Here is a 24,551-nt window from a genome sequence, read left to right on the forward strand (position 1 = left end):
CCGGACTATTTTTATGTCTTTTTAAGCTATTTTATTCCTGAATGTAAAATTAGCTTTGCCATGTCAAACCATAAAAATTTACATAAATGAAAAAAGAAATTCTTATATCAGGTGGAGGCATTGCAGGATTAACAGCAGCCAAACTACTTTCACAGCAAGGACATCATGTAACAGTGATCGACAGGGCACCATCTTTCACAAAAGCAGGGTTCCTTATTTCCCTGAAAAGTTTTGGCGTTAAAATTATGGATGAGCTGGGGCTAACAGCAAAACTCCTGCGTGAATCGTCGCCTTCTGAGTATGCTGCTTTTACTGAATCAAATGATCAGGTCATTCAACAGATCAGCTATGAAAAGATGAACAAAAATACCGAACGCTCTGTGCTGATTTCGCGTGGCAGCCTTCATCATGTTTTATTTGAAAATATAAAAGACGAAGTAAAGGTGCTGCTAAATACAACCATTAGCCGGCTGGCTCAAAAAGGAAATACCACAATTGTTACATTGTCTGATGGAAAAGAGATCACGGCAGACCTGGTAATTGTATCAGAGGGCTTGCGTTCATCTACAAGGGGACAATATTTTAAAGGTTGCAAAGTGGAAGATTTCAATACCCTGTATATGGGTGGCCAATTGAAATTTCTTCACGGTTATACTGTCGGCTCCTTCAAAATTTATATCGATGTGAATAAAATGCTTTCTATCTATCCGGTTGCCCCGGATGAAATTGCCATTCAATGCTATATTCATCACGAAGGAGAATTAGCAACAAGCAGCTTAAATGCTGCTGAGCTGTTAGGAAGTTCGTTCAGTGAGTACAGCCAAGAAATACGGGATTTACTTAGCCGCTTTATAGCAAATGGATTAATGTTCGTTGACAAAATGGGTATGGTAAATGCCCCTGACCTGGTAAATGGCAATCTTGTTTTATTAGGTGATGCGGGTTACTGTCCCACTGCGCTCTCTGGCATGGGGGCATCACTATCCATCTATGGGGCTAAAGCATTAGCATATTTCATAGGCAAAACACCGGAAAATATATCATCTGCCTGCAAAAACTACAATACATTAATGCAACCGATCATTCAAAAATTCCAGGGAAATGCAAAAAAAAATGCGGCCTCTTTTATCCCCTCAAATGAAGAACGGCTGAATCAGTTCGTCCATTCTTTCCGGTCAGCATCTGATGAGGATTTACAAAAAATAATGACCGATCCAATTTTATTAACGGAAGATCAATTAAACTTCAAAACAAGCTAAGGTAGTTGGTAAGCCAACTACCCAAGACACCAGATAAAATGTCTTTACAGTGTACCAGGTGGTCTCACCGGTCTCCGGGTTTGTTTCTTCGCTAAAAAATTTACCTGTCATCCCACGCCTATTTGTCACCGCATATTTAATCATTCTGTTTGCAGCAATATAGGCTACTTCACTTTAGTAGGGCGCACTTCTATTTTGCTTGGTAAAACATTAGGGTTCATTTTCAACAGATCTACTACGATTTGTCCAAGATCAGCGGGTTGAATTTTCCATGCATCTTCCTCATTTGGAATATGCCCGTTAAACTCGGAGCTCACTGAGCCAGGCATAATCGTTGTACATTTTATACCGTAACTGCGCAGATCGAGCATCGCCGCCTGCGTAAACCCAACCACCCCAAATTTTGATGCATTATATCCTGCTGCCTGGGCAAAGAAATTGGTTCCAGCCAGTGAAGCCATGGAGATGTAATAACCCTTATTTTGTTTTAACTGGTCAACGGTTGCTTTTAAAGTATGAAATACGCCAGTCAGGTTGGTATCGATCATGGCATTCCAGTCCTCCAGTGTCAGCTCGTCGACCGGGGCAAACTTCCCTATACCCGCATTTGCAATCACCACATCCAACTTACCAAATGTCTTTATGACCTGCTCAACTGCCCGGACTTCATCTTCAAAGTTTCTTACATCGGCTTGCAAGACTAAAACATTTTCACTTCCCAGAGTTTGCTTAGCCACTTCTGCAGCCTGGATATTTCGACCGGATATGGCGACTTTAACTCCATTCTCCATTAAAGCTCTGGCTATTCCCAATCCTATACCCTTTGTTCCTCCTGTTATGTAGGCTACTTTGTTTTCTATGTTTTGCATCATTATTTATTTTATCATTATTTTTTACCGCTACAGCTCTGAAGCTAACCTTTTTACGCCACCACTTCTTCCTTATTCTTTATTTTTTGCTGCAGTTCCTTAATCGTCATATTATACATCACACTATGCCGGTTATTTACTCTTTGCACCAGGTGCACATGGGCAATATAATCCTGCACAATCTGTATCTTATCACTAGGCGTTACCACCAGTAATTGCAAGTGTAATTGTTTACAAAGCTCCATCAGGTAGGTAGCCTTATCCTCATCCTGGTTACTAAAGCTTTCATCTACGGCTATAAAACGCAGGCTGCGGCTGTTTTTCCCTTCGCGGGTAATACCAAACTGGTAGGCTATGGCACTACACAATATGGTATAAGTTAATTGCGCCTTCTCCCCTCCCGATAACTGCCCCATCTGGCGATAGGTTTTCTTCAGCTCATTGGTATTCCTGTATTTCTCATCGGCCCAAAACTCAAACCAGTTACGCACATCCATTACACGGGCACGATAGCTTTCACTTTCATCCAGGCTATCGATAAGCGGTTGTACTTTCTGGCGGAAGTGAAGGGCCTTATCTTCAAACTTACTTTGTTGCCAGTTGGCAGCTTGCGGCAAAGCATCCAGTAACGCGTTGCGGAAAGCCTTAATGGTTGCATCAGGCACCGATCGTTTACCCAGCTGAATATAAGTATCGGGCAGACGGTTAAAGTTAATAACCCCTAAAGATTGGTTGAGTTTGTTCACGCTGTTATTGATCTCCCGCTCCCATTTCTCCATCTCCTCGTTGAGTCCGCCAATTTTGTACGTTATTGTGTCGTTGATGAAATTCTCAAAGTCTCTTCTGTATTTGGGCAGGTTCTCTGTTTCCAGTTTATCCAGCCATTCTTTAAACTCTTCGGCATAAACGGCCTCCTCCGGTAAATACTGTACATCACTATACCAGTCTGGAAAGCGCTGCAGCAATGTGGGTGAAGGGTTTTTAATCTGGCTGATGCTGCGGTTTAAATGCGTTTCCGTTTTATGCAGTTGTTGTTGAATCGAAGCAGCTTCAGCATCCAGCTTTTCTTTAAATAAGCGATAAGTTTCTTCAATCGTGTCCAGCGTAACGCCACCCAAAGCTATGGCATGCTGCTGCTGAAACTGCAACAACTCATCTTTATTTTCGGGTGTAATGTGCTGCAATAAAATCTGCAAGGTAGTTTTGAGTTGCATTCTTCCGTTAACACGATTTTCCAAGGTGGTCACTTCACCATTAGCAGATAGCCATTTCTTTTCCGCTTCGGCGCGTTGTGCCATCACTTCATCGAGCTGAGCCGTTAGGGCCTGTAGCTGGTTATTGCTTTGGCTCAGTTCTTTGATCTGCTCCTCTGTTTTATGTAAGCCCCTTTGGAAACCTGCCACATCTAACAAAGCGAATCCACCATGCTCCTGCAGGCGACTTAAGGCATAAAACTGTTTCTGTAAACGTCCTGCCCGACTGCGGCAACGCTCTATAATTTCAGCCGTATTGGCCAGCTCATCCGTTAGCTTATTCCGGCGCATGATCAGCGCTTCTTTTTTACGCTCATTGTTCCAGCCCATTACATAACGGCCAGCGTCATTCACGCCCGGACGGTCATCCTTTTCATGTCGATTACGGTTTTTAACCAGACCATTAAGTGTAATGGCTTTATCATATCGCTCCAGGGTCTTTTCATCGTTCAGGCATACATAAGAAAATTGTTGTATCACCTGTTGCTGTACCCACTCAGATAGTGTATGATCGGGATGAAAATCCAGCTTGTAAAAAACCGTCTGGTCTTCCGCCAGGGCGGGTATCGTGTCCTTTACGTGGTAGTACACCAGCCTTGCGCCGATATTGGTTTGGTTGATATAGCGGGTTACTCTCTTATAGTGCTTATCGGGGACCAGCAACCGCAAAGAAAAGCCATGCAACAACTTCTCTAAAGCCGGCTGCCAATGCAGCTCTTCCGGTTTTACCTGTACCAGCTCGCCTGCAAAAGGCAGGTCAGCAGTTTCCAGCCTCAATGCATTACACAATTCTCTTCGCACATTGACCAGGTGAGCCGGTATATTACTTTTGCTGTGCAATAAAATATTCAGCTCTCTTTCCAGCTGCTCCCGCTCATCATTTGCTTTCCGGTGTTGGTTCTTCGCATCAAAATCATCATCTTCATTCAGGCGGTTTTCCCGGTCCAGCCTCATAGCGGCTCTGGCCGTTTCTTTCTGTATCCGCTTATAGCTTTCTTCGTCGGAGGCTGTTTTATCCTCCAAATGCAATGTAGTACACCATTCGGTAAACAGGGCCAGGTTCGCTTCCGCTTCCTTCTTCTTTACTTGCAGCTCTTTTAACTCCTGCTCTAGTTGCTTTAAACGCTGACCCGCTTTATTTTGCTCGATCTGGTTGCGGGTAGTTCGTTCTTCTTCGTGTAACCGGTCTATGGTTTCTTTAAGATCCGCGGCATGTTGTTCCAGTGTTTTGATGTTGCTGGCATCTTCTTCCAATGCCTCCTGTAACAAAGCATCCTGGGTATAGCTTTTCCAGATACTGGCGGTTTGCACCGATTGCTGTATCGTTTTCTGTTGATCCTGCAGGTTTTTAAACCCGGTGTAATGCTCGTGCACCGGTTGCAGCAAACGTATCTGCTCTTCTGCTTTTTCTATATTACGCTGCGCATCCAGCAAGGTAGCCAGGTGTTTTTTCAGCTCCTGGAAAGCCGACTCCATATCCCGGGGTTCCAGCATGTGGGTGCGGATGAAATCGTCCAGGTTGCCCAGTACTTTAATACCTACTGTCTGATTGAACAAGGTCAGGGCCTGAATGCTCTGCATACCCAACACATCTACCATGCGGTTGGCGTATTTGCTGGCTGCATCAAACCATTCTACCTGTTTCCGGCTGCCTTTATTGTATTGCTGGTCTATCCTGCGTTTCCAGGCATTGCCCAGGTCAAAAGGTTTAAAATCCGTTTCAATGCGCAGGCTTTTATGGGCAATGCCAAACCGCTTCTGCATATCGCCATTGGTAAAATACCGTACCTGGAACAGGGTTACTTCCTGCTGCGCCTCATTGGTGAAGTTGGCAAGCAGTATACTGTAGGCCTCATCCCGGTTTTCACGGAGATAAAGGGTTTTGGTGACACCCGTATCTGAGTTAATGGTACCATAGCCACCCATCACATAGGTATCTTCGGTACGGTCGCCCTTTTTTTCACTACCACTACTCTGGTTGTAAAAACGGTATCTTTTTTCGGGAACGATCAGGGTAAGCAGTGCATCCACGAAAGTGGTTTTACCGCTACCGTTGGCCCCGGTTAACAGGCTGGTTTCACCATTAGGCATAATGGTATGTATCTGCTCATCAAAAGTGCCCCAGTTAAACACTTCCATGTATTGTAACCGGAACCCGCTCTTCTCATTATCCGTGCTGAATACGCTTAGCTGCATGTGCTGTCAGTTGCTGTTTAAAATCTTCTAAAATTTCACTGTCTACCCGGGCCTTGATGATCTTTTTGATCCTGAACTTCTGTTCGTCTGCCACATCATGATTTTCCGATCGCTCCAAAAACCCGTTTTCTTCTGCCCTGTCGATGAGCCTGTCAATGTCCTTAAGCATCTTTACCCGGCTGGCATTCTCCTTAAAAAACAGTTCGGCGTATTCTTTTATCTCGCGTCGTTTTTTGATCAGTTCCCGGTGGGTGGCTTCACCTACTTCAAACTCGGCCATCATATCGCGCAGCAATACTAGCATCACACTTTCATCATAGGTAAGGCTGCGGCGCTGGGCCCAGCTTACACCGGTGGTATCTTCTTCGGTAATGCTATGTTTAATATAAGCATAGCCGTCCTGCTCGTCCAGCACCAGGGTTAAGCCCAGTTGCTGTAAAAAGCCTGTCAATTCGGCCCTGTATTGCACCAGTTTTTCCCAGCTGCTTTTTTCCAGGTACTCTACGGGCCCCTTCAGCAGTTTTATAAATACGGGGGTGAATGCATGTATTGTATCCGCCATCTTCCATTCTTATTTGCTAAATAATAAATAAGGTACTTCCACAAATTTGGTCGCTTCTTTATTAAGTGGTATCAATTCTACCGCGGTGCCAATGATCTGTACCCTTTTTGATTTTTCTTTTAAGAAGCTGTAATACCCTATCACTTCGGCCAGGCCATTGTCTAAAGAGGTCGCTTCTACAATTTCTTTTAAGGTAGCCGTCTGCTTGTCTTTCAGTACCTGCTCCACCTTATTCCACAGCATTTTTTTGTCGATAAAAGCCGTGTTCAGCAAACGGTTGAACCGTTCCATATCGGCTATCTTTTCCACCGCGGCAACCGGTTGCTTTAAAGTAGCAGCTGATCTTTTTTCTTCCAGCGCCAGCTTCCGGTCCATTATTATTTTTATTTCGGCAGGTTCTTCTACCTGCAGGCCTGCATCGATTGGCTCCTCCTCCATCAGGTCAAATACCAGCTCTTTAATGCTACTGATCTGTTGCCTTAACCGGCGATGGCGGGCAATTTCTTTTTCGGTAATAATGCGGCTCAGCTTTTCAGCCATTTTATCATTGGCGTCATATACCGATTTACCCTGCTCCAGCAGGAAGGATTTAATGTTTTGCAGGAAGTCGGTATCTGCTTCCAGCTCCCGGTCCTGCAGCAATAGCAGCAACTGCTCGGTTAGGTTACGCCATTCCTCCTGCCCGTTGCGGGAGATCAAAAAGTCCCAGAAAGCATAAAAGCTCTTGCCCTGGTTGCTGCTGCGCAGCGCATCGTACGATTCGAAGGCAAAGCCTACAATGGTACCCTTATGCTGTTCGGCTTTGGTATGTTGTTCAACAATATTGCGATGGATCTGCTTGAAATTATCTTCTACTTCCCTGAAATCGCCGATCAGCTCATAACAAAGCTTAATAAACAGGTCAAGCCGCTCCTGTACCTGCGCATTATTATAGCGTTGAGGCGCTACACCCAGCTCCAGGGCTTTTATTTCCTTGTCAATTTCCGCCCTCCGGTCTTTCAGTATCTGTAATTTCTTCTCCTTATCGTCCTCGGTATTTTCAACCATATCGCGCAAAGAGCCAAAGAGCATTTTAAACCGGCTTTCCGTCCCCACATGGTTTTGCCCCAGTTGCAGGTTCTGCATCCATTGAAATACTTTTTCGGTATAGGCGCTCAGCTGGTAATTGGTATTGCCTTCGGTATCGGGGTAATCCTGCAGTATGCGTTTTTGTACCCAGCTCACCAGGTACTTGCGGCTGCGGCTTTCTTCGTCCTCGCCAAATTCTATACGGGCTTCTTCCAGGTCCTCGGTACCATCGTCATGCTGGCTCAGGGTTTCTGCCAACAGGGGTACCAATTGCTCTTCCTTTACCACCATGCGGCGATTTTCTTTAAACACCGTATATAAAAATGGTAATACCCAGCCGGCATTGCGCAGTCGCAGCATTTGCAAAGCCGGGGAAGATTGTATTAAAAAGTTTATGTTTTCGCTTGTCATGCCCTGTTTCTCACTTTATCGGGGTACGCAAAATAAGATAATATGGGGATTATGAAAGGAGAAGCTATGCACATATTAGCCACGTGGCGGGATGTCGTGAGTTGACAAATGACAGGTTAGTGCATGACAGATGACAGTTAGAAGCAGACGAGTCGAAAGATGACAGTTGACAGGATCAAGGTGATCCAAGGCATGGATGACAGATCATTGATTGTTCACCGGCTGTCGGCTATGAACTATCAGCTATCGCCAATTAACAAAAAAAAGCCAGGGTAGACACCCTAGCCGTTGCTAACCTATGAAAAACAGTATGAAGGTACAACCTTACTAATAACTTTTGAAATATTTTTTTAACTTTTTTTTATTTACTTGCAACAGCAGTTAAAATTCTCAGGGCTGTTCATTTTGATTGACTTGCTGTGTTTTTAAGTATATAGCGATAATCCTCTTCACTTCCATCAAAGAATATAAATCGTCAAAAACACAGAAGGCAACAATAATGATAAGGCTTCAATAGAGAGAAACTTGTGAATGAAGTTCGTTTTAAGTAAAAGAGCGTATAAAATAAATTGCCAACTGGTTCTATTTTCGTAGTGATCCACTTTGAGTTACTCCTCAATCTCCACTACGTTAAACACCTATTCATGTAAACCATAATACTCAAAAGTGCTCGATATAACTTTTTTTAGGGACAACTCTTCCACCATTTTCTCTCTCGAAAGCCTACCCATTTTCTCTCTACTATCTTTATCTGAAAGCAATTTGCCCAGTGCTTCGGCTAAGGCTACATGATCTTTAGCTGGTACCAGATAACCATTTACTTCATGCTCTACGCACTCCTTACAACCGGGTACGTTAGTGGTAACAATAGGTCGGCCAACCGCCATTGCTTCAATCAGGGATTTGGGTAGTCCCTCCCGGTAAGAAGGTAAACAAACAATATCGGCTTCTTCAAGTAAAGGGCGAACATCTTTTTGGTGGCCTATCCATTCAATATAACCTGGTATCAACATTCTTTGAAGCTCGCTTTCAGATATACCTGACGGATTATGGTCGTCAATATCACCGGCAAGAACAAAAACTGCTTTATTTTCCCAATTTATTTTTAACAAATTGGCGGCGTCAATAAACTCTACAATCCCCTTATCATAGAGCATTCTTGCCGTTACCACAACTTTTATCCTACCGGTAGTAACGGGTTGCTTATAAGAAAAAATCGTTTCATCTACACCAGCCCCTTTTATCAGCTTGTAATTACCTCTATCGAGGAAGCCCATAGTCTTATACAAACTAATATCGTCCGGATTTTGAAATATAAACTGCACGTTGCCAGAATAAGCAAGTTGCATCAAACCCTTTAATATCTTCTGTACCAACCCGTTTCTTCCGTTTATAAAATTATAACCCAGGCCACTTATAGCGTTAAAAATTTTAAAGTTCTTTCCTCTGTTAAGCCTGGCGGCAAGGGACCCATACAAAACCGGCTTGATCGTTACATTATGGATAATGTTGGGCTGATATTTGGCAAAAAGGTTCGTTAGGTGAGCAATAACTTTCAATTCCTTTAAGGGGTTTTTACCGGCCCGATCGAAGTCAACGTTAAGAAAATGAATACCACATTCTTCAATTTCAGACCGCCTCCCTGTGTCCCGTGCCAGCAAAAAAACATCAAATCCCTTATTTTTCATGGCAATAGCCAGTGGTAAACGATGGGATATAAAAAACCAATCAACATTTACAACATAAAAAATCTTCTTCTTTTCACTCATGAAACTGCTGGTGTATTTTTTTTGAACCAGTCAAAAGTACGCTCAAGTCCAGCTTCCACAGAAACGGTAGGTTCATAATTAATAAGAGCAGCCGCTTTAGCTATTGACGCCAAACTATGCTTCACGTCGCCTTTTCGCTCGGGACCGTATAGAGGAACCTGATTTGTGCCAGCAAGAAGAGCAATGCTATTCCATAAAGCGTTTAATGTAGTTTTTTGTCCGTATGCGATGTTGACCACCTCATGTTGTTGCACGGATTCCGAAAAAAAACTTTTAACATTTGCCTGAACCACGTTATCAATATACGTAAAGTCCCGGCTAGTCTCCCCGTCGCCGTTGATAGTTGGCTGAAGATCTTCAACCGCAGACTGCATAAATAGCGGAATCACGGCGGCGTACGGTCCCGAGGGATTCTGTCGGGGACCAAATACATTAAAGTATCTCAAACCTACTGTATGGAAATTGTACAATCTGGAGAATACGTCAGCATACAGCTCGTTGACGTATTTAGTAACAGCATAGGGTGATAAAGGTGCTCCTATAGTATCCTCTAATTTTGGCAAGTTTGGATGATCGCCATATGTGCTGGAGCTTGCTGCGTACACCATCCTGATAACGCCCGAATCTTTAGCAGCAGTCAGTACGTTCAAAAAGCCGCTGATATTCACCGCGTTCGTGGTGACAGGATCGTTAACTGACCTTGGTACTGATCCCAAAGCCGCCTGGTGACTAACAAAATCTATTCCTTCGCAACTTGCTTTACAAATATCCATATCTCTGATATCGCCTTCTATAAATTCAAAAGCTGAGTTGTGTTGAAAATCTTTAAGATTAGCTGCTGAACCAGTAGCTAAATTATCCAGTACTCGAACTTTTTCTGCGCCGGCGTTTATGAGGTATTCAACAAGATGGGAGCCAATAAAACCCGCTCCCCCGGTAATTAAGAAGCTCTTATCAGAAATATTCGCTGTAGATAAAGATGTCATTCAATTGTATTTATTCAGTATTTGCTTATAGCCTTGCCGTTGCGATTGACTTTTCGAACACTCCTTTCACATCGTATATAACCGGACCAGTTTTTATATTTAGTGACTTAAATTCACTGTGCCCTACAGCAGCAATAATACCAGAATAAATCTCAGGCTTAAGATCGGCCAAGAGGTCAATCTGATATTCATGAGCGACTTCTTCAGGGCTGGCCCATGGATCGTACACGTCCACTTCAACCCCAAAGGACAGTAGCTCTTTAATAATATCAATAACCTTGCTGTTCCGGATATCAGGGCAATTTTCTTTAAAGGTTATACCCAATACCAGTATTTTAGCCCCTTTAATTTTAATATCATTTTGAATCAGTAGTTTGATCAATTCGTTGGCTACATATGCGCCCATGCTATCATTCATTCTCCGGCCAGCAAGTATAATTTCAGGATTATATCCTGCCTCCATTGCTTTTTGGGCGATATAAAACGGATCCACGCCGATACAGTGTCCTCCCACCAGGCCTGGCCTGAAGGGTAAAAAATTCCACTTAGTTCCAGCCGCTTCCAACACTTCTGTAGTATCTATCTTCAGAAGGTTGAAGATCTTAGCCAGTTCATTTACGAATGCGATATTAATATCTCTCTGCGCGTTTTCAATCACTTTGGCAGCCTCTGCCACCTTAATGGATGATGCTTGAAAGGTTCCTGCTTCTATAATACTGGAATAAAGAGCGTCGATTTCTGCTGCAATTTCCGGAGTAGAGCCCGAAGTTACTTTACGTATTTTAGTCACTGTATGCAACTTGTCTCCAGGATTAATACGTTCGGGAGAGTACCCGCAAAAAAAGCCGGTATTAAATTTTAAACCTGAAATTCTTTCCAAAATGGGGACACAAAACTCTTCAGTAACCCCAGGATATACTGTTGACTCATATATAACAATATCCCCTTCTTTCAATACGGAAGCTACAGCTTCGGAAGCTTTTTTAATAGGCGTAAGGTCGGGGTTATTGTGTTTATCTACAGGAGTAGGAACAGTTACTATATAAATTTGCGCCCCTTTAGCGTCGGTAATATCCGAGGAGTAGCTAAGCTTATCAGCGGCCATCAACCCGTTTTTGTCAATTTCCAGGGTTCGGTCAAAAAAGCTTTTTAACTCTTCAATCCGGTTTTTACTGATATCAATTCCAATGGTATTGAACTTCTTGCCAAACTCTGCAGCAAGAGGCAGGCCCACATAGCCCAGGCCAATAACAGCAATGGTTTTCATGTTCTGCATATAAAATTATTGGCCGCAAAGGTAAGGGATTAGTTATTTCTCTGCGAGAGTAACTCCTCATAAAGTTTTATATGTCTATCAATCATTATTCCCATATCAAATTGTTTCACATACTCTAGGCCTGTCGCAGACATATCTTCAGCCAGTTTGGGATTATTGATTATCTTCTGAATTTTATCAGCTAAGTCCCGTGCGTTACCTTTTTCGAAAAGAAATCTTTTATCTGGAACGATATCGTTAATTCCAGGTACATCAGAGCCGAGAAAGGGCTTGCCGGAAGCTAAGGATTCTAATGTAACACCCGACATACCTTCATAATCGGAAGAAAGCACATTAATATCTACCGACTTCATTAACGAAGAAATATCTGTGCGAAAACCAAGGAAATGAATTCTATCCAGTGTATTTTGTTGCTTTGAATATTCTTCGACTTTGCTCATCATATCACCTTCACCGGCTAAAAGAACATGGTAATTATCATTTAAATACTTTAAAGAAGTAATAAGTGTTTTTTGATCTTTTGGATACCTGAAGCTGGCAACCATGAGAATTGTATAGGAGTTTGGGGGTATTTTAAACAGTTTAGTTAAATTTTCTTTACCCAATTCCTGAGCTTCAAAAATAAATCTCAGATCAACTCCGTTAGGTATTACGCTTACAGGAGGGGTTATTTTTATATTTTTAATTAGGTTTCGTTTCACTTCATTAGAAATTGCTATTACAGCATCATATGACTTGTACGCTATTCTATCGATCATTTTTAATACTACATTTTTTCTCCTTTTATTATAATTGCTATGTTCAGTATAAACTAATATGCCATTTTTTCTGTTTCTCAAAGCAACCGAAGACCAGTAAAGTGATGGGAAAAGATGTGTATGAACAATATCAAAGTTATTGCTATCAATAATTTTTTTTATCCTAAAAATAAGCAATGGATTATACAAGTTAGAAGCTTTTAAATCAATAATCGGAATACTTAATTCTTTTATAGCATCAATATAAGCAGACACCGATAAAGACTGGTTTAGGAGTAATAACGTAGGCCGAACACCTTTCGCAATAAAAAAAGGTATTGTCGTCTTAATTAAATTTTCTGCACCGCCTTTGGCTAAGGCATTGGTAATGATTAGTAATTTCAAATTTGAAATAAAATTGAGAATTGAATAGTATGACAGTTATTGAGCAGTAACAACTAATTCTATTTTTTAAATCGAGAGAATACTTTAGTGTTTGCAATGCGATAAACTGGTTGTCCTCTACGGGCTTTTATTATTGTTTCTTCACCTTTTAAAGAATTTTTTACATTATCCACTTCAACTCGTGCTTTTCCTCCGCTATAAGTGCTTATATCGCCGTTATTATTTTTCATATCAATGACTTTTTCAATATCTACATTGGCTTCATACTGAATATAACAGTTTTTATAACTAAAAAGAGGCAGTGTATTGCCAGGGCTTTTTACAGTTACAGGACTTTCCCACATAAACCCTGCACTATTCAATGCACTACTTGTAATTGGCTTAAGTGTTATATTGCAATTGTTAAAATAAAACTGATCCATTCTATTATTCGCCGTCGCGACATACCCTCTGCTGGCATTTACAACATTGCAATTATTTATATTAATTCGAACAGCTACAGATACTGATGACACCTGAAATCCAACAGCATTATTAAGACTGTTGCAATTCTCGAACCGATAGCTGGCATAATCACCTTTTATTACTTTACCTACGTTTTTTCCAGTAGTCGCAACAAATCCATAATGTTTGTTTTTTTCAGCAACACATGCGATCGTGGTAATATTTCCTGAATTTTCATACCAAAAACCTGCGTTGTACTCTCTTCCTCCATACAGTACGGAGCCGTCATGCCCGTTACTTGCGCGACAGTTATCGAATAAGATGTTACTTGAATTATTTTCAGTAACAAACCCTATTCGGGTGTAATCATCAGCCTTGCAATTCCTAACCTGTACGGAGCTACATCCATTAAAATAATAGCCATCACCAAAGTTTCCGTTGCTGTTTATTGCAGAACAGTAATTTATTTGAATGTTAGATGACGCCTCCAGGCGCAGGCCGCTTTGAGGAGAGTTTCGAAATATACAATTTTGAATCTGTATGTTACGACTACCGTAAACAAATAACGGAGTGCCCCCGTCGATCACTTCCCTCTTTGTTGTAACTTTTACAGACCCGTCAAAAGTAATATTATTGAGAGATAAATTATTTTGGTTTCTGATAAGACAAAAGTCAAATTTTGATAATTTCTGCTGTGCCTTCCTTTTGATAACAGTACCGTTCTCTCCAGAAAGGTTGCATAGAATAGTTATTGAAGATACCAAGTACGTTCCTTTTGGTAAATAAACAGAAGCACTCCTAACTTTCGCAGCATTGATGGCTTCCTGAACTGCTTTAGTGTCATCACTCAAGCCATTTCCTTTAGCCCCATAATCTTTAATATTTATAATACGTGTTTGGCTAAAAATGTTCGTTACAATAAAAAAGACCAAATAAACTACGAATAGAATTCTTACCATACTATTTTTTAGATTTAATTTTACTATCATACAGGCCATCGTATTTTGCACTACAAGCACTGATACTGTATTTCTTCTCAAATGCATTGAGACAATTTACTTTAATATGATCTCTATTAGGTGCGTGTAAATTACGATATAACGCATTATAATAAGATTCAGTACTCATATCACTGCTTAAAAACCCCGTCACCCCGTCTTCTATTACTTCTGTAATTCCACCTACAGGAGTACAGGTTGGGATACAGCCAGCAGAGAAAGCCTCTATTAGGGACATAGGCAACCCTTCATATACGCTCGAAAGACAAAAAGCATCAGAAAGAAGTAAATAATCCCCAACATTGTTTTTATCACCTACAAACAAAATTTGTTCAGATGAACCAATGAGTTCGTTTAATTCCTTAAAGAGTACCTGATCTCTAATACCTCCAACAATCAATAACCTTATTTTTTTTTCATGTCTACTATTATATAAGTTCACTGCACCAATTAAAAGTTTTTGGTTTTTAACTTCTACGATCCTGCCAATGTGAACGAGCAAATACTCTGTCTCTTTTTTCGAAAATTCTTTTTCTACATTTGTGAAAAATTTAGTAGATACAACTTGTGGACATCCATTTTCAATAAGAATATCATTATTTAGCTTGTAGTAAGCTCGATAAGTATGGCTCCCATCTTTCGATATTGTAACAGGAATCACGCTGTCTTTCTTATATAATCGACGACGAATAGTTTTAATGAACTTATTCGGACACTCTTTCTCCGCTTTACTATGAATTGTGTGAACAAAGAGACCAGCGCTTGATACTATGTAAGGCAATCCATACTCAAATGCATTGATATGGGTGTGAACGATATCTGGGGTTATCGCTTTTAGCGTTGAATACAGCTTAAAAAGGGTAATTAGGCTAAAACCAGGACGCTTTCCAAGTGAAACATACTTCACTTTGGAATCAAGCTCTGATAAGAATGTACTGTGATCATTCTTATTATCAAACAGAGAAACTAAGTGGACAGAGTATTGCTCTTTTGTACTCAACTCATTACATATGTTTACTGTAAAGCGTTCGGCGCCACCTTTTTTTAGCGATGGAACAATATGAACTATAGTCTTTTTCATTGATTTACATCTGTTAACAAATTATTTCCTACAAGCAGTTCCTAATCTTCTTCTCCTGATAATTGTTAACTGCATTAAAAAATTCCAAATACCTAAGGCTTCTAATAATGCTATAAAGCCCAACAAGGGGATGCGATGCCTTGGCCCTTGCAACTCGGTAAATGACCCATAGAACACTGTTAAAAGAATCGTCATAATTAAAAAAGGCATTAGTACTCGGAAATAACGTCTTAAAAATAAATACAACCCATACAATGTTAATGGAATAAACATCCAATGTAAAATGGTCGCAAGTGATATAAACCAATATGCGGGGTCTACCTGAAAAGGAACGGGAGTCAACAAATATCTTATGATACCCAGTACAATGTTAGGTGATGGTCCCAAGGCAGCCAACTGCACTGAAAACAACTTGATAACTATTATGAAGAAACCAATCGGCATAACGATCAATATCGCCCCTTGAACAACCAGTTTTTTCCAACGCGATTTTATTCGATAGGCATAGCCTGATAAAAAAAACACAATAGTTGTTACCACTATGAAATATGAAAAATAAAATCGGATTATTTGGAAAACTAAAAGTATGACAATAAGGAAAACAAGATTTAATATATTAAAACCATTCCTCTTTAGCTTAATAATATTATATAAAGCAGCAGTCGTTAAAAACAGAACAAAAGTGTCTTTTAAATTAATAAAACTCGACCACGACATCAAATCCCAATGTAGAAGTAACAGAAGAAACGCAAACTTAGAGAATCTCTTATCAATACCTGCAAGAATTAGTATTTTGTAAAACAATACAGCGCCAAATACGGAAACAAGCACATTCATTAAAACAGGAGCATAATAACTAACTCCAAAAAGATGCATCGCAATTACATTATAAATGTAATACCCAAAATGCATTCCCCTGGCCAGGGCTCCCATTTCCAGATAGCCTTCTTTACTAAAAAAATAGCCGAATGAGGTTGCCTTGTCGTATGCTATCAATGACCCTTCATAATAAGTCAAATCATCTACTAAAACAATTGGCATTTGATGACACAGAAACGTAAAATAAAAAATAAAAAGACCAAACTTCAAAATCGTAACAAGCATAGCTCCCCCTCCATTTCCCAAGACCTTATAAATAAAAAAAAAGGCTAGTCCCATTGCGATGATCAGCGATACGAAAAAATCTGTATAATTATTTACAAAGTTCATACACTAATAATTGCGTATTTACGCATATAATTCCATCTCTTTATAACAATCAAAAATACTACAATATAACAAAGAAAAGGCTAAAGGCACTTCTCATACACACACGCTTATAAAAAGCTTTAGATTCATACATGTAAATTTTGACCGGCCTGCCTAAATTGTTGGTTTAATCAATATAATAAGATTTCATCGAAGAACAAATTTTCAATCAAAACCGTTCAATTAAAGCATCTTTCAATTTGGGAACACGGATGTTGTCAATTAAAAACCTAATTCAATATATTAGTAATATACCCTTCGCAAGGGTTCTCCTTACTTACAATTTTACATGGATTTCCTACAACAATTGAGTTACTGGGAACATCCACATTGACATACGAATTAGGTGCAATTAATACATTTGAACCTACATGAATGTTCCCTACTATTACGGCACCGGTTCCTATCCATACATTATCACTAATTGTTGGATACCCTCGAAGTTTACCGCGATTAGCTTGTCCAATAGTAACTAAATGGGCAATATTGCAATTTTTACCTATTCTAGCTTTGCTATTAATGACTATGGTTCCAAAATGGCCTATGTAAAACCCCTCACCTATTTCTGTATTATAAGGAATTTGATACCCATATCGTCTTGAACATCTATGTAATAAAAGAATAAAAACAAACCACCTTGGCGTATACTTTTTACTTTTTTTCGCTTGGCGTAAATAATACATATACCTAAAGCCAGCTGTTTTAAAGAGTCCCTTAAGAAAACCTTTAACCCCTTTTAAACCTCCGTAGCGATATAGATCAGATTCTATAATTTTGTTCATACTTTTTATTTTGACACCAAAAAGCTACTTTCAAACATGACTCCACTTTTAACACAAAAAAATTACAAGTATTTGAAAATAAATAAATTACATAAAAATCTCTAATTTTAAACAATATAATGATAATCGTCAACATGATGCGAAAGGCCCCAATCCCAAACACTGTTTTCCTATTATAATCAATATTTACGTCTGGGATAAAATCCCTTAAGCATAAACAAGACATAGATTAGAGCAGGCACCTTAATTTTTTTTAGTAGACGGGAACGTAATGCACAATTATGGAACCGAGTCCATTTGTTCATAAGCCCTTTGGGGGGTATCCCGAAGCTTTTTGCAATTTCGATAATTTCGGTTTCAATTTTTTTAACTTCAGGAGTGATTATATCATCCATATCCTGGAGAATATACTGGAAATCTGCCTGAGCTGTGAAAATGTATCCGTCAAGGTATTTAATTAAATTTTCTTTATTATGATTTTTTAACAGCCCCGTAATCTCCTGCATTAATTTTTGAATACTTTGTAATAAAGTGTTGGCTTTAGTATAACGATTATCAAAAATAGAAATGTGCCGATTGATGTCTAATCTTATGAGTATATCCGGTGAAGTAGAATACTTAAAACATCGTAATTTTATTTGCGGGGATAGTAACATGCGGATATGCATTTCCGGATCCTGCAGTCGTTGGAGATGCTCATCAAAGCCATTTAGGCTGCCCAAAAAATCCCTTTGCCAAAATGTATTGGATATAGTCCAAGGCAAATCATTTTTTAAAAATCTTTTTAAAAAAAAATTCACCTTATCAACCGATAGCAGAAACATACACTTGTGAATATTGTAACGTACACTCTTAATAAAAGGCTGTCCAGGATTTTTGATAAAATAAGCTTCATTAAAAACAAACAAATTGCTTACAAGATCTTTCCGGATTGCCTTCACCCGATTCAATAAACAATTTTGGGTCAATAGATCATCCGCATCTAAAAACATAATGTACTCCCCTTTTGCCAAAGAAATCCCTATATTTCTGCAAACAGAGCCTCCTTTATTCTGCTTAAACGTTGTCCGGCAATACAACCGTACCCGGAGCTCGTCCTGGTATAAATCTTTTACCAATTCATACGAACCATCCGTGGAACCATCATCGACAATAATCATCTCCCAATTTGTATAAGTTTGATTGATGACAGAGTCGATCGTCTCCTGAATGTAGCCTTTCTTATTATATAATGGGCAAATTATGGATATATTTAACATTAAGAATTTGAATTATAATACCTGGAAGTTCCAAAAGCCGTTTGTGGATTAATTGTTATGATGATAAATCATTTTTTCTTTTTAGCGTTTTTGTTATTTGTATTGGAATCAAAGATTTGAAAATCCCTATTTTTTCTGAACGGGTTTTTGCCAATTTCATCGAGGTTTTTAATAAAAAAAAAGTGTCAACTCTATGATCCTTTATTTTAAGAGATAATTTATTTTTCAATAAACTTAAACCGCTCTTAAAATACATTATCCGGGTAAATTCATCTGGTGATTTTTCATACAATTCTTTATACAAATTATAAGCTGTAATACTTTTTTCTTTTAATGATTTTAAACTAAACACCCCACCATTATGAATATTGTATACGCCCAGCGCTTCTTTCAGGTAATAACCTTTTCCGATTTTCAGTAGTTCATAAAATAAATGAACATCCCTTCCATAGCTATATTTATCAACAAGCACACATATTTCGGGAATATTTCTAAAAAGAGAAGTCAGTGTCTTAGTGATCCATGCTTTAGATGAATCCAATAAAGTGAAAGTAAAACCTTTATCATCTTCTTGATTTTTAGCAACTATTGAAGAAAGTATCATGGTGTTTCTTTGAGTTTTTGTCACATTCAAAGCAATATATCCACCTGTTATTACTGAATAATCATTGTTTTTTTCCAAAAAATCTACTTGCTTTTGCAATTTTAAAGGGTCTGTCCAATAATCATCGCCTTCGCAAAGGGCGATGTATTTACCTTTGGCCCGGGGAAAGTTATATTTAATATTAATTCCTCTAACCCCTTTAGAATACTGGTTTTCTGCCTGTATAATAGGTTTTATAATATCTGGATATTTTTGTTGATACTCCCGGATAATATCAGACGTACCATCTGTAGAAGCGTCATCATGAATCAGTACTTCAAAATCAAAACTACATTGTTGTATCATAAATCCATCCAAACATTGTCGAATATAAGGAGCGTGATTATATGTGATGCATGAAATTGAAACCGTCATTATTTGAGAATTTTAGCCTTTATTTTTTCAAAAGCTTTTTGAGAAGTAGCGTCTAATTCATGATTGATATTCTTATATTTTTCTATCAATAATTCTTTATTATCCTCCAACAATTTTATTTTACTGTCTAAATCTGAAAGAAAGTTTTCATCGTCTATCTTCACATTATAATCCAGTAAATCTAATTCTTCCATCAATCCCCGATGCTTAGGATGATTTTCTAGCGCAATTACAGGTGTATTGAAACCAATAGGCAATATTTGACCATGGCCACGCATAGCTAAAACAAATTCTGCATACTTATAGTAACCTATCATTTTATCCGAATGATCAAATGCAAACTTTCCAAAATCCAAAACTTCTGTATTATCGATTCCTGAACTTATTTCCTTAGAAATGGATACATCGTCTATAACATGTGGAGCAAAAATTACTTTATACTTCTTAGACAAATCTTTAGTAATCTCTCTCATTTCATTTATAAACTTTTCTACTTTTTGCTCTGAACCAAATCTATTAATTGGCTTATCGTTCGCCAATTGTATTATAATATATTTTTTTTCTTCTAACCTTTCATATTCAGTATTCAAATCTATATGAAAGCCCGGATCAGGAATAACCTCGGCATCAATACCAGTTTGATTAAAAAGACGATTGTAGCTTCCATCATTTCTAACTGAGAAAAAAGAAGCATTTGCAAGTGTTTCTTTAAGATGTATTTTTCCTCTTTCAGGAATTCCGCCTTCTTCTATCCAATAATTATATCCCACCCCATATACGATATAAGGGATTTTTATTTGGCGTATTAATTCTTTATCTATTAACCAAAACCAGCCATTGGGCCAATGGGCGCCATGAATAATCCCCCCCCCACCAATTACTAACAAATCATATTTTTTATTTATAACTTCATTAATGTAATATTCATCAAAGTTTCTTCCCTGGATATTGGTATTTCCAATATAATCAATATCCAAATAGTTTCTTAATAGATTCTTGACCCCGATGCCTAAAGCATAATCACCAATATTATAATTTAAACAATACGCATGTAAAACTCTCATTATTATTTATTATTTATTATTTATTATTTATTGTCTCTCCAGTAGTGCCTCGATGTTATCTGGAGCAAATACAGGAATTTTCAGATTTTTATAAACTTCATATCTCTCTTTGTAAGAATCATCAATGAAAATTGCATCGTGGTGGGCTATATACTCATATTTGAAGTGTGTTTCCTTTAAGTGAATTATATTATCAAAAATTTTATTAAGATGATATTTTTCTAGGCTTTCATTAATATCATAAGCATGTTTTGTTATTAAGTAAATTTTTTTCCCATAATTAATACATTGAAATATAAATGACAATAAAGTTATATTCACGTTGTTTCTAATAATCAAACAATCATCAAAATCTACATATATATGATTATAGTCTATTTTTAGTTTATATTTGTTATCCAGTGCCCTATCTAATTCTATTTCGTAATTATTAACAAATAATTCCACATCATAATCAAATGCATCGAACAAACTTAGTAATGAGAAATTAACTCCGATATTTCTGTGCAAACTTGATGAACCTCCAAATCTAGCAGCAATTTCCAGTAGAGTGAAAACACCTTCATTATTAAGTTTTAGTTGAACAAACCAAGCTCCACGAAATTTTATTTTTGAATTAATTGTTTCTACAATCTTTTTGATTTCATCCTCTTTCTCTAAAAACATTATAGTATTTACACTAATACCATTTAAAACCCTTTTTCGTAGTCTTGGACCATAAAACCGAAGATTACCGTACCTATCAGTAAAACAATCTACAGTTAACTCTTCACCAGGTAAATATTCTAGTATTAATGAATTGGGATATTTTAAAAACTGTTGTTCTAACTCTTCTTTAGAGTTAACTCTCGAAGCTCCTCTTGAGCCATAACCAATGTCCGGTTTCATGAATAATGGAAAATCTTCAACCTGTACATTTTCTTTTGTATATATACGAGGGCAAGGAACAACACTACTCAGTAAACTATACGTTTTTTTCTTAGACAAACAAATTTGATTGACCTCATTGGATGAGCCAATAATTTTACAATTTATTTTATCTCGAATTTCAGAAAATTTAGCTATTACAGAATCCATAGCAGGATATATAGCGTCTATTTGGTGTTCTTCAATTATTTTATTGATTGCAGAAACAAAATCCTCATCATCAAAGAATGGAACATTCCCAATATAATTTTCAAAGATAAATTTCCCGTGATCATCTACGCTATTGGCCCCAAACAATTTAAAGTGTCTTGAATATTTCAATGAACGGTAGATTTCTAAAGCAATTTCGGAACCACAAGGGAATACTAATATGTTTAATTCCATTTTATTCTAATTATTTTGCACTCTTAGCATTAAACGACAAATTAAATCGACTTCTTCCAACGTTAAATCATAATACAATGGTAAACATAAAACCCGTTGAGATATATCATCTGTTACAGCAAGAGATTGAGACTCTAAGTAAGGTAACGAAGAAGCCAACGATGGATAAAAGTATCTACGGGTAAAAATTTCGTTACCATCTAATTTGGTTTTGATTTCTAATAATAATTCTTCACTTTCTAAAACAATGGGATAATAGGCGTAGTTGATGGTTGCGTCTTTGTGCCATATCGGTTTTACGGCTTTAAGGTATTTCAGTTTTTCATCATACCCCCAGGTCAATTCTTTACGCTTTTGATGTATGCGTTTGATATATTTTAAATTGACCAATCCCATCGCAGCGTGGAACTCTGAATTCTTTCCGTTTAATCCCAATTCGGCAAAAGAGTCAAAACCTGATATCCCGAAGTTACGGATATATGCCATTTTCTTCAATAAAGCTGCATCTTGGCTTATTACCAACCCGCCTTCGGTACTGTGGTAGAGTTTGGTAGCATGAAGCGAGCAAATTGAAATATCACCATATTCAAAAACTGATTTCCCGTTGATCTCTACTCCAAAAGCATGGGCAGCGTCATAAATAACTTTCAGCTTATGTTTTTTTGCTATTTTTTCGATTGCCACTACATCACAAGGGTTGCCATACACGTGCGTGGCAAGAATGGCAGAAGTATTTTCTGTAATTGCGGCTTCAATTTTAGATGGATTTATATTTAAGGAATATTCATCAATATCCACAAATACCGGAGTACAGCCTTCCCATACAATAGAACTTGTTGTTGCAACAAAAGAAAAAGGCGTGGTAATGATTTCACCTTTTAAGTCCAATGCTTTAATCGCCATTTGGAGTGCCACAGTTCCATTGGTAACAAATAATAGATGTTTGAGTTTCAAATGCTGTTTGAGCTTCATTTCCAGGTCAGACGCTAAAGGCCCCATATTGGTCAGCCATTGACGTTGCCAGATGCCATCAATATATTTTTTGAATTCTTCTACAGGAGGAAGGAAAGGTTTGGTTACGGGAATCATTTTCTTAAAATTATCTGCTTAAATTCAATTATCGCCTGTGATTTAACAAAAAAGTTTATACCCAAATATAAACCTAAATATAGGGTAGAAACAATCAAAATCTGCATAAAGTTACTTAACCTATAAACAGGCAGTATTTGGTAATGGGTAATTAATCCCAAAACTAAACCAATAAAAATGGCTAAGGCAATAATAGGAACTAAATCTTTAAGCTGTTGCCAACCCGAATAATCAATTAACTTACCACTATAATGCATATTGATCCAAAGCGCAAGAACTGAGTTTATTACCTGGAAATATAGCAATCCATAGATGCCAAAAAAAACAGCAATCACAATACCTGCAGTAATGATTATCTTCTTGATAATTTCTAATTTGAAAAACAAGTCGGTTCTCCCCTTTACCTTTAAAATATTCAGATTATAGGTGTGAAAAGGATATAAAATCCCCGATACGCATAAAAGCTGAAAATAGGGCACTGCTGGCAACCATTTTTCTGTCAGCAAAAGGCTAAAGATTGGTCGCGCCTCTAAAACCAATAATATCATTATCGGCGCTACCAAAAAAATAACCTGTAGCATTAATTTTTTGTATGCTTCTTTCAGCCGCTCATTGTCATTCTGAATTTTAGAAAAAACAGGAAAGGTAACCTTGTTTAATGCTGATGTTATATTCGATATTGGCAACATTCGTAATTTACTGGCTTGGGTATAATATCCCAATTCAGAAACCAGGAAAAATTTACCAATAATTATATTATATGCATAGGTATAAACCTGATCAAGTAGCCCGGAAAATGTCAGCTTATACCCATACAAAAAATGAGATCTAAGTAATCGCTTATCAATAATAAATGAGGGTGACCATCCGGCAAACACCCAATGCTGAATGGTAAATATCGTTGTTTGTGTTAAGTACATCCATACCAGGCTCCAGACACCCCAACCCATTTTGGCAAGTGTTACCCCCACTATTCCTCCAACGACAACTGAAGGGATCTGCATCATCATCTGGACTTTAAAGCGCATATCTTTCGTTAGCCTGGTTGTTTGCACGCTCATAAACGCCTGTATAATAAACGTAACAGCATACAAGCGCAACAAGGATGAAAGAATAGGCTGTTTAAAGAAATCCGCGATGAGCGGACTACAGAAGAACACAATAGCGTAAACCAGTACACTAAAAATCAGGTTCATCCAGAATACTGTAGAATAGTCAAGCTGCCCCGCATCTGCTTTATGTATGAGAGAAGAAGTCATTCCACTATCTACCAAACTACCGCCAATAGCAATAAAGACCATAATCATCCCGATAAGGCCAAATTCTGATGGCAATAATATACGCGCTAATACAATTTGCACGACAAAGCTAATTAACTGTACACTAATTTGTTGGGTAAATGTCCAGAAAACACCATGTACTGCCTGCTTGCGTAATGACATATTATTTTTTATTTTATCAACAAT

The 24,551-nt window shown here is 38.2% G+C and carries 19 protein-coding genes; 1 reads left to right on the forward strand and 18 read right to left on the reverse strand.

What is annotated here, in order from left to right:
• The first annotated feature begins 86 nt into the window (after window positions 1–86).
• Window positions 87–1,259, forward strand: a complete 1,173-nt coding sequence (locus U0035_RS02840) for an FAD-dependent monooxygenase (protein ID WP_114793134.1) — start codon at window positions 87–89, stop codon at window positions 1,257–1,259.
• A gap of 164 nt (window positions 1,260–1,423) precedes the next feature.
• Here U0035_RS02840 and U0035_RS02845 read toward each other — a convergent pair whose 3' ends face one another.
• The 18 genes from U0035_RS02845 to U0035_RS02930 all read right to left on the reverse strand — a co-directional run bounded on the left by U0035_RS02845 (window position 1,424) and on the right by U0035_RS02930 (window position 24,527).
• Window positions 1,424–2,131 (reverse strand): SDR family oxidoreductase, encoded by a 708-nt coding sequence (locus U0035_RS02845; protein ID WP_327138722.1) that lies wholly within the window; start codon window positions 2,129–2,131, stop codon window positions 1,424–1,426.
• A 50-nt stretch (window positions 2,132–2,181) separates the two neighbouring features.
• Window positions 2,182–5,577, reverse strand: a complete 3,396-nt coding sequence (locus U0035_RS02850; protein ID WP_114793136.1) for an ATP-binding protein — start codon at window positions 5,575–5,577, stop codon at window positions 2,182–2,184.
• Complete coding sequence (locus U0035_RS02855) at window positions 5,549–6,139, reverse strand: DUF4194 domain-containing protein (RefSeq protein WP_114793137.1); 591 nt, start codon at window positions 6,137–6,139, stop codon at window positions 5,549–5,551. The genes U0035_RS02850 and U0035_RS02855 overlap by 29 nt, the downstream gene beginning before the upstream one ends.
• A gap of 9 nt (window positions 6,140–6,148) precedes the next feature.
• Window positions 6,149–7,618 (reverse strand): DUF3375 domain-containing protein, encoded by a 1,470-nt coding sequence (locus U0035_RS02860; protein ID WP_114793138.1) that lies wholly within the window; start codon window positions 7,616–7,618, stop codon window positions 6,149–6,151.
• Between the two features lie 638 nt (window positions 7,619–8,256).
• Entirely contained in the window at window positions 8,257–9,387 is a 1,131-nt protein-coding gene (locus U0035_RS02865) for a glycosyltransferase family 4 protein (RefSeq protein ID WP_114793139.1), read from the reverse strand.
• Entirely contained in the window at window positions 9,384–10,373 is a 990-nt protein-coding gene (locus U0035_RS02870) for an SDR family oxidoreductase (RefSeq protein ID WP_114793140.1), read from the reverse strand. Before U0035_RS02870 ends, U0035_RS02865 begins: the two co-directional genes overlap by 4 nt.
• A 25-nt stretch (window positions 10,374–10,398) precedes the next feature.
• Window positions 10,399–11,649 (reverse strand): nucleotide sugar dehydrogenase, encoded by a 1,251-nt coding sequence (locus U0035_RS02875; RefSeq protein WP_211316559.1) that lies wholly within the window; start codon window positions 11,647–11,649, stop codon window positions 10,399–10,401.
• 29 nt (window positions 11,650–11,678) lie between these two features.
• The gene (locus tag U0035_RS02880; protein ID WP_114793142.1) at window positions 11,679–12,791 is read right to left on the reverse strand and encodes a glycosyltransferase; all 1,113 of its coding nucleotides are present in this window, start codon (window positions 12,789–12,791) and stop codon (window positions 11,679–11,681) included.
• Between the two features lie 59 nt (window positions 12,792–12,850).
• Window positions 12,851–14,224, reverse strand: coding sequence for a glycosyl hydrolase family 28-related protein (locus U0035_RS02885; protein WP_162818017.1), 1,374 nt, complete (start codon window positions 14,222–14,224; stop codon window positions 12,851–12,853).
• Window positions 14,196–15,314 carry a glycosyltransferase family 4 protein gene (locus tag U0035_RS02890; RefSeq protein WP_114793144.1) on the reverse strand — a complete coding sequence of 373 codons (1,119 nt, stop codon included), beginning with the start codon at window positions 15,312–15,314 and terminating at the stop codon, window positions 14,196–14,198. Before U0035_RS02890 ends, U0035_RS02885 begins: the two co-directional genes overlap by 29 nt.
• A 21-nt stretch (window positions 15,315–15,335) precedes the next feature.
• On the reverse strand, window positions 15,336–16,523 hold the full coding sequence (locus tag U0035_RS02895; protein WP_114793145.1) for an oligosaccharide repeat unit polymerase: 1,188 nt from the start codon (window positions 16,521–16,523) through the stop codon (window positions 15,336–15,338).
• Between the two features lie 269 nt (window positions 16,524–16,792).
• Window positions 16,793–17,344 (reverse strand): serine O-acetyltransferase, encoded by a 552-nt coding sequence (locus tag U0035_RS02900; protein ID WP_114793146.1) that lies wholly within the window; start codon window positions 17,342–17,344, stop codon window positions 16,793–16,795.
• Window positions 17,345–17,523: 179 nt separating this feature from the next.
• Window positions 17,524–18,603: a glycosyltransferase family 2 protein gene (locus U0035_RS02905; protein WP_114793147.1), complete on the reverse strand. Its 1,080-nt coding sequence runs from the start codon at window positions 18,601–18,603 to the stop codon at window positions 17,524–17,526.
• Window positions 18,604–18,658: 55 nt separating this feature from the next.
• Complete coding sequence (locus U0035_RS02910; protein ID WP_114793148.1) at window positions 18,659–19,621, reverse strand: glycosyltransferase family 2 protein; 963 nt, start codon at window positions 19,619–19,621, stop codon at window positions 18,659–18,661.
• Window positions 19,621–20,685 carry a polysaccharide pyruvyl transferase family protein gene (locus tag U0035_RS02915; RefSeq protein ID WP_114793149.1) on the reverse strand — a complete coding sequence of 355 codons (1,065 nt, stop codon included), beginning with the start codon at window positions 20,683–20,685 and terminating at the stop codon, window positions 19,621–19,623. Before U0035_RS02915 ends, U0035_RS02910 begins: the two co-directional genes overlap by 1 nt.
• Before the next feature lie 27 nt (window positions 20,686–20,712).
• Window positions 20,713–21,996: an ATP-grasp domain-containing protein gene (locus U0035_RS02920; RefSeq protein WP_114793150.1), complete on the reverse strand. Its 1,284-nt coding sequence runs from the start codon at window positions 21,994–21,996 to the stop codon at window positions 20,713–20,715.
• Window positions 21,997–22,002: 6 nt separating this feature from the next.
• Window positions 22,003–23,085, reverse strand: a complete 1,083-nt coding sequence (locus U0035_RS02925; RefSeq protein WP_114793151.1) for a DegT/DnrJ/EryC1/StrS family aminotransferase — start codon at window positions 23,083–23,085, stop codon at window positions 22,003–22,005.
• The gene (locus tag U0035_RS02930; RefSeq protein WP_114793152.1) at window positions 23,082–24,527 is read right to left on the reverse strand and encodes a lipopolysaccharide biosynthesis protein; all 1,446 of its coding nucleotides are present in this window, start codon (window positions 24,525–24,527) and stop codon (window positions 23,082–23,084) included. The genes U0035_RS02925 and U0035_RS02930 overlap by 4 nt, the downstream gene beginning before the upstream one ends.
• Window positions 24,528–24,551 lie beyond the last annotated feature (24 nt).

Source organism: Niabella yanshanensis (genome assembly GCF_034424215.1).
In the GTDB taxonomy this organism is placed as follows: Bacteria; Bacteroidota; Bacteroidia; order Chitinophagales; family Chitinophagaceae; genus Niabella; species Niabella yanshanensis.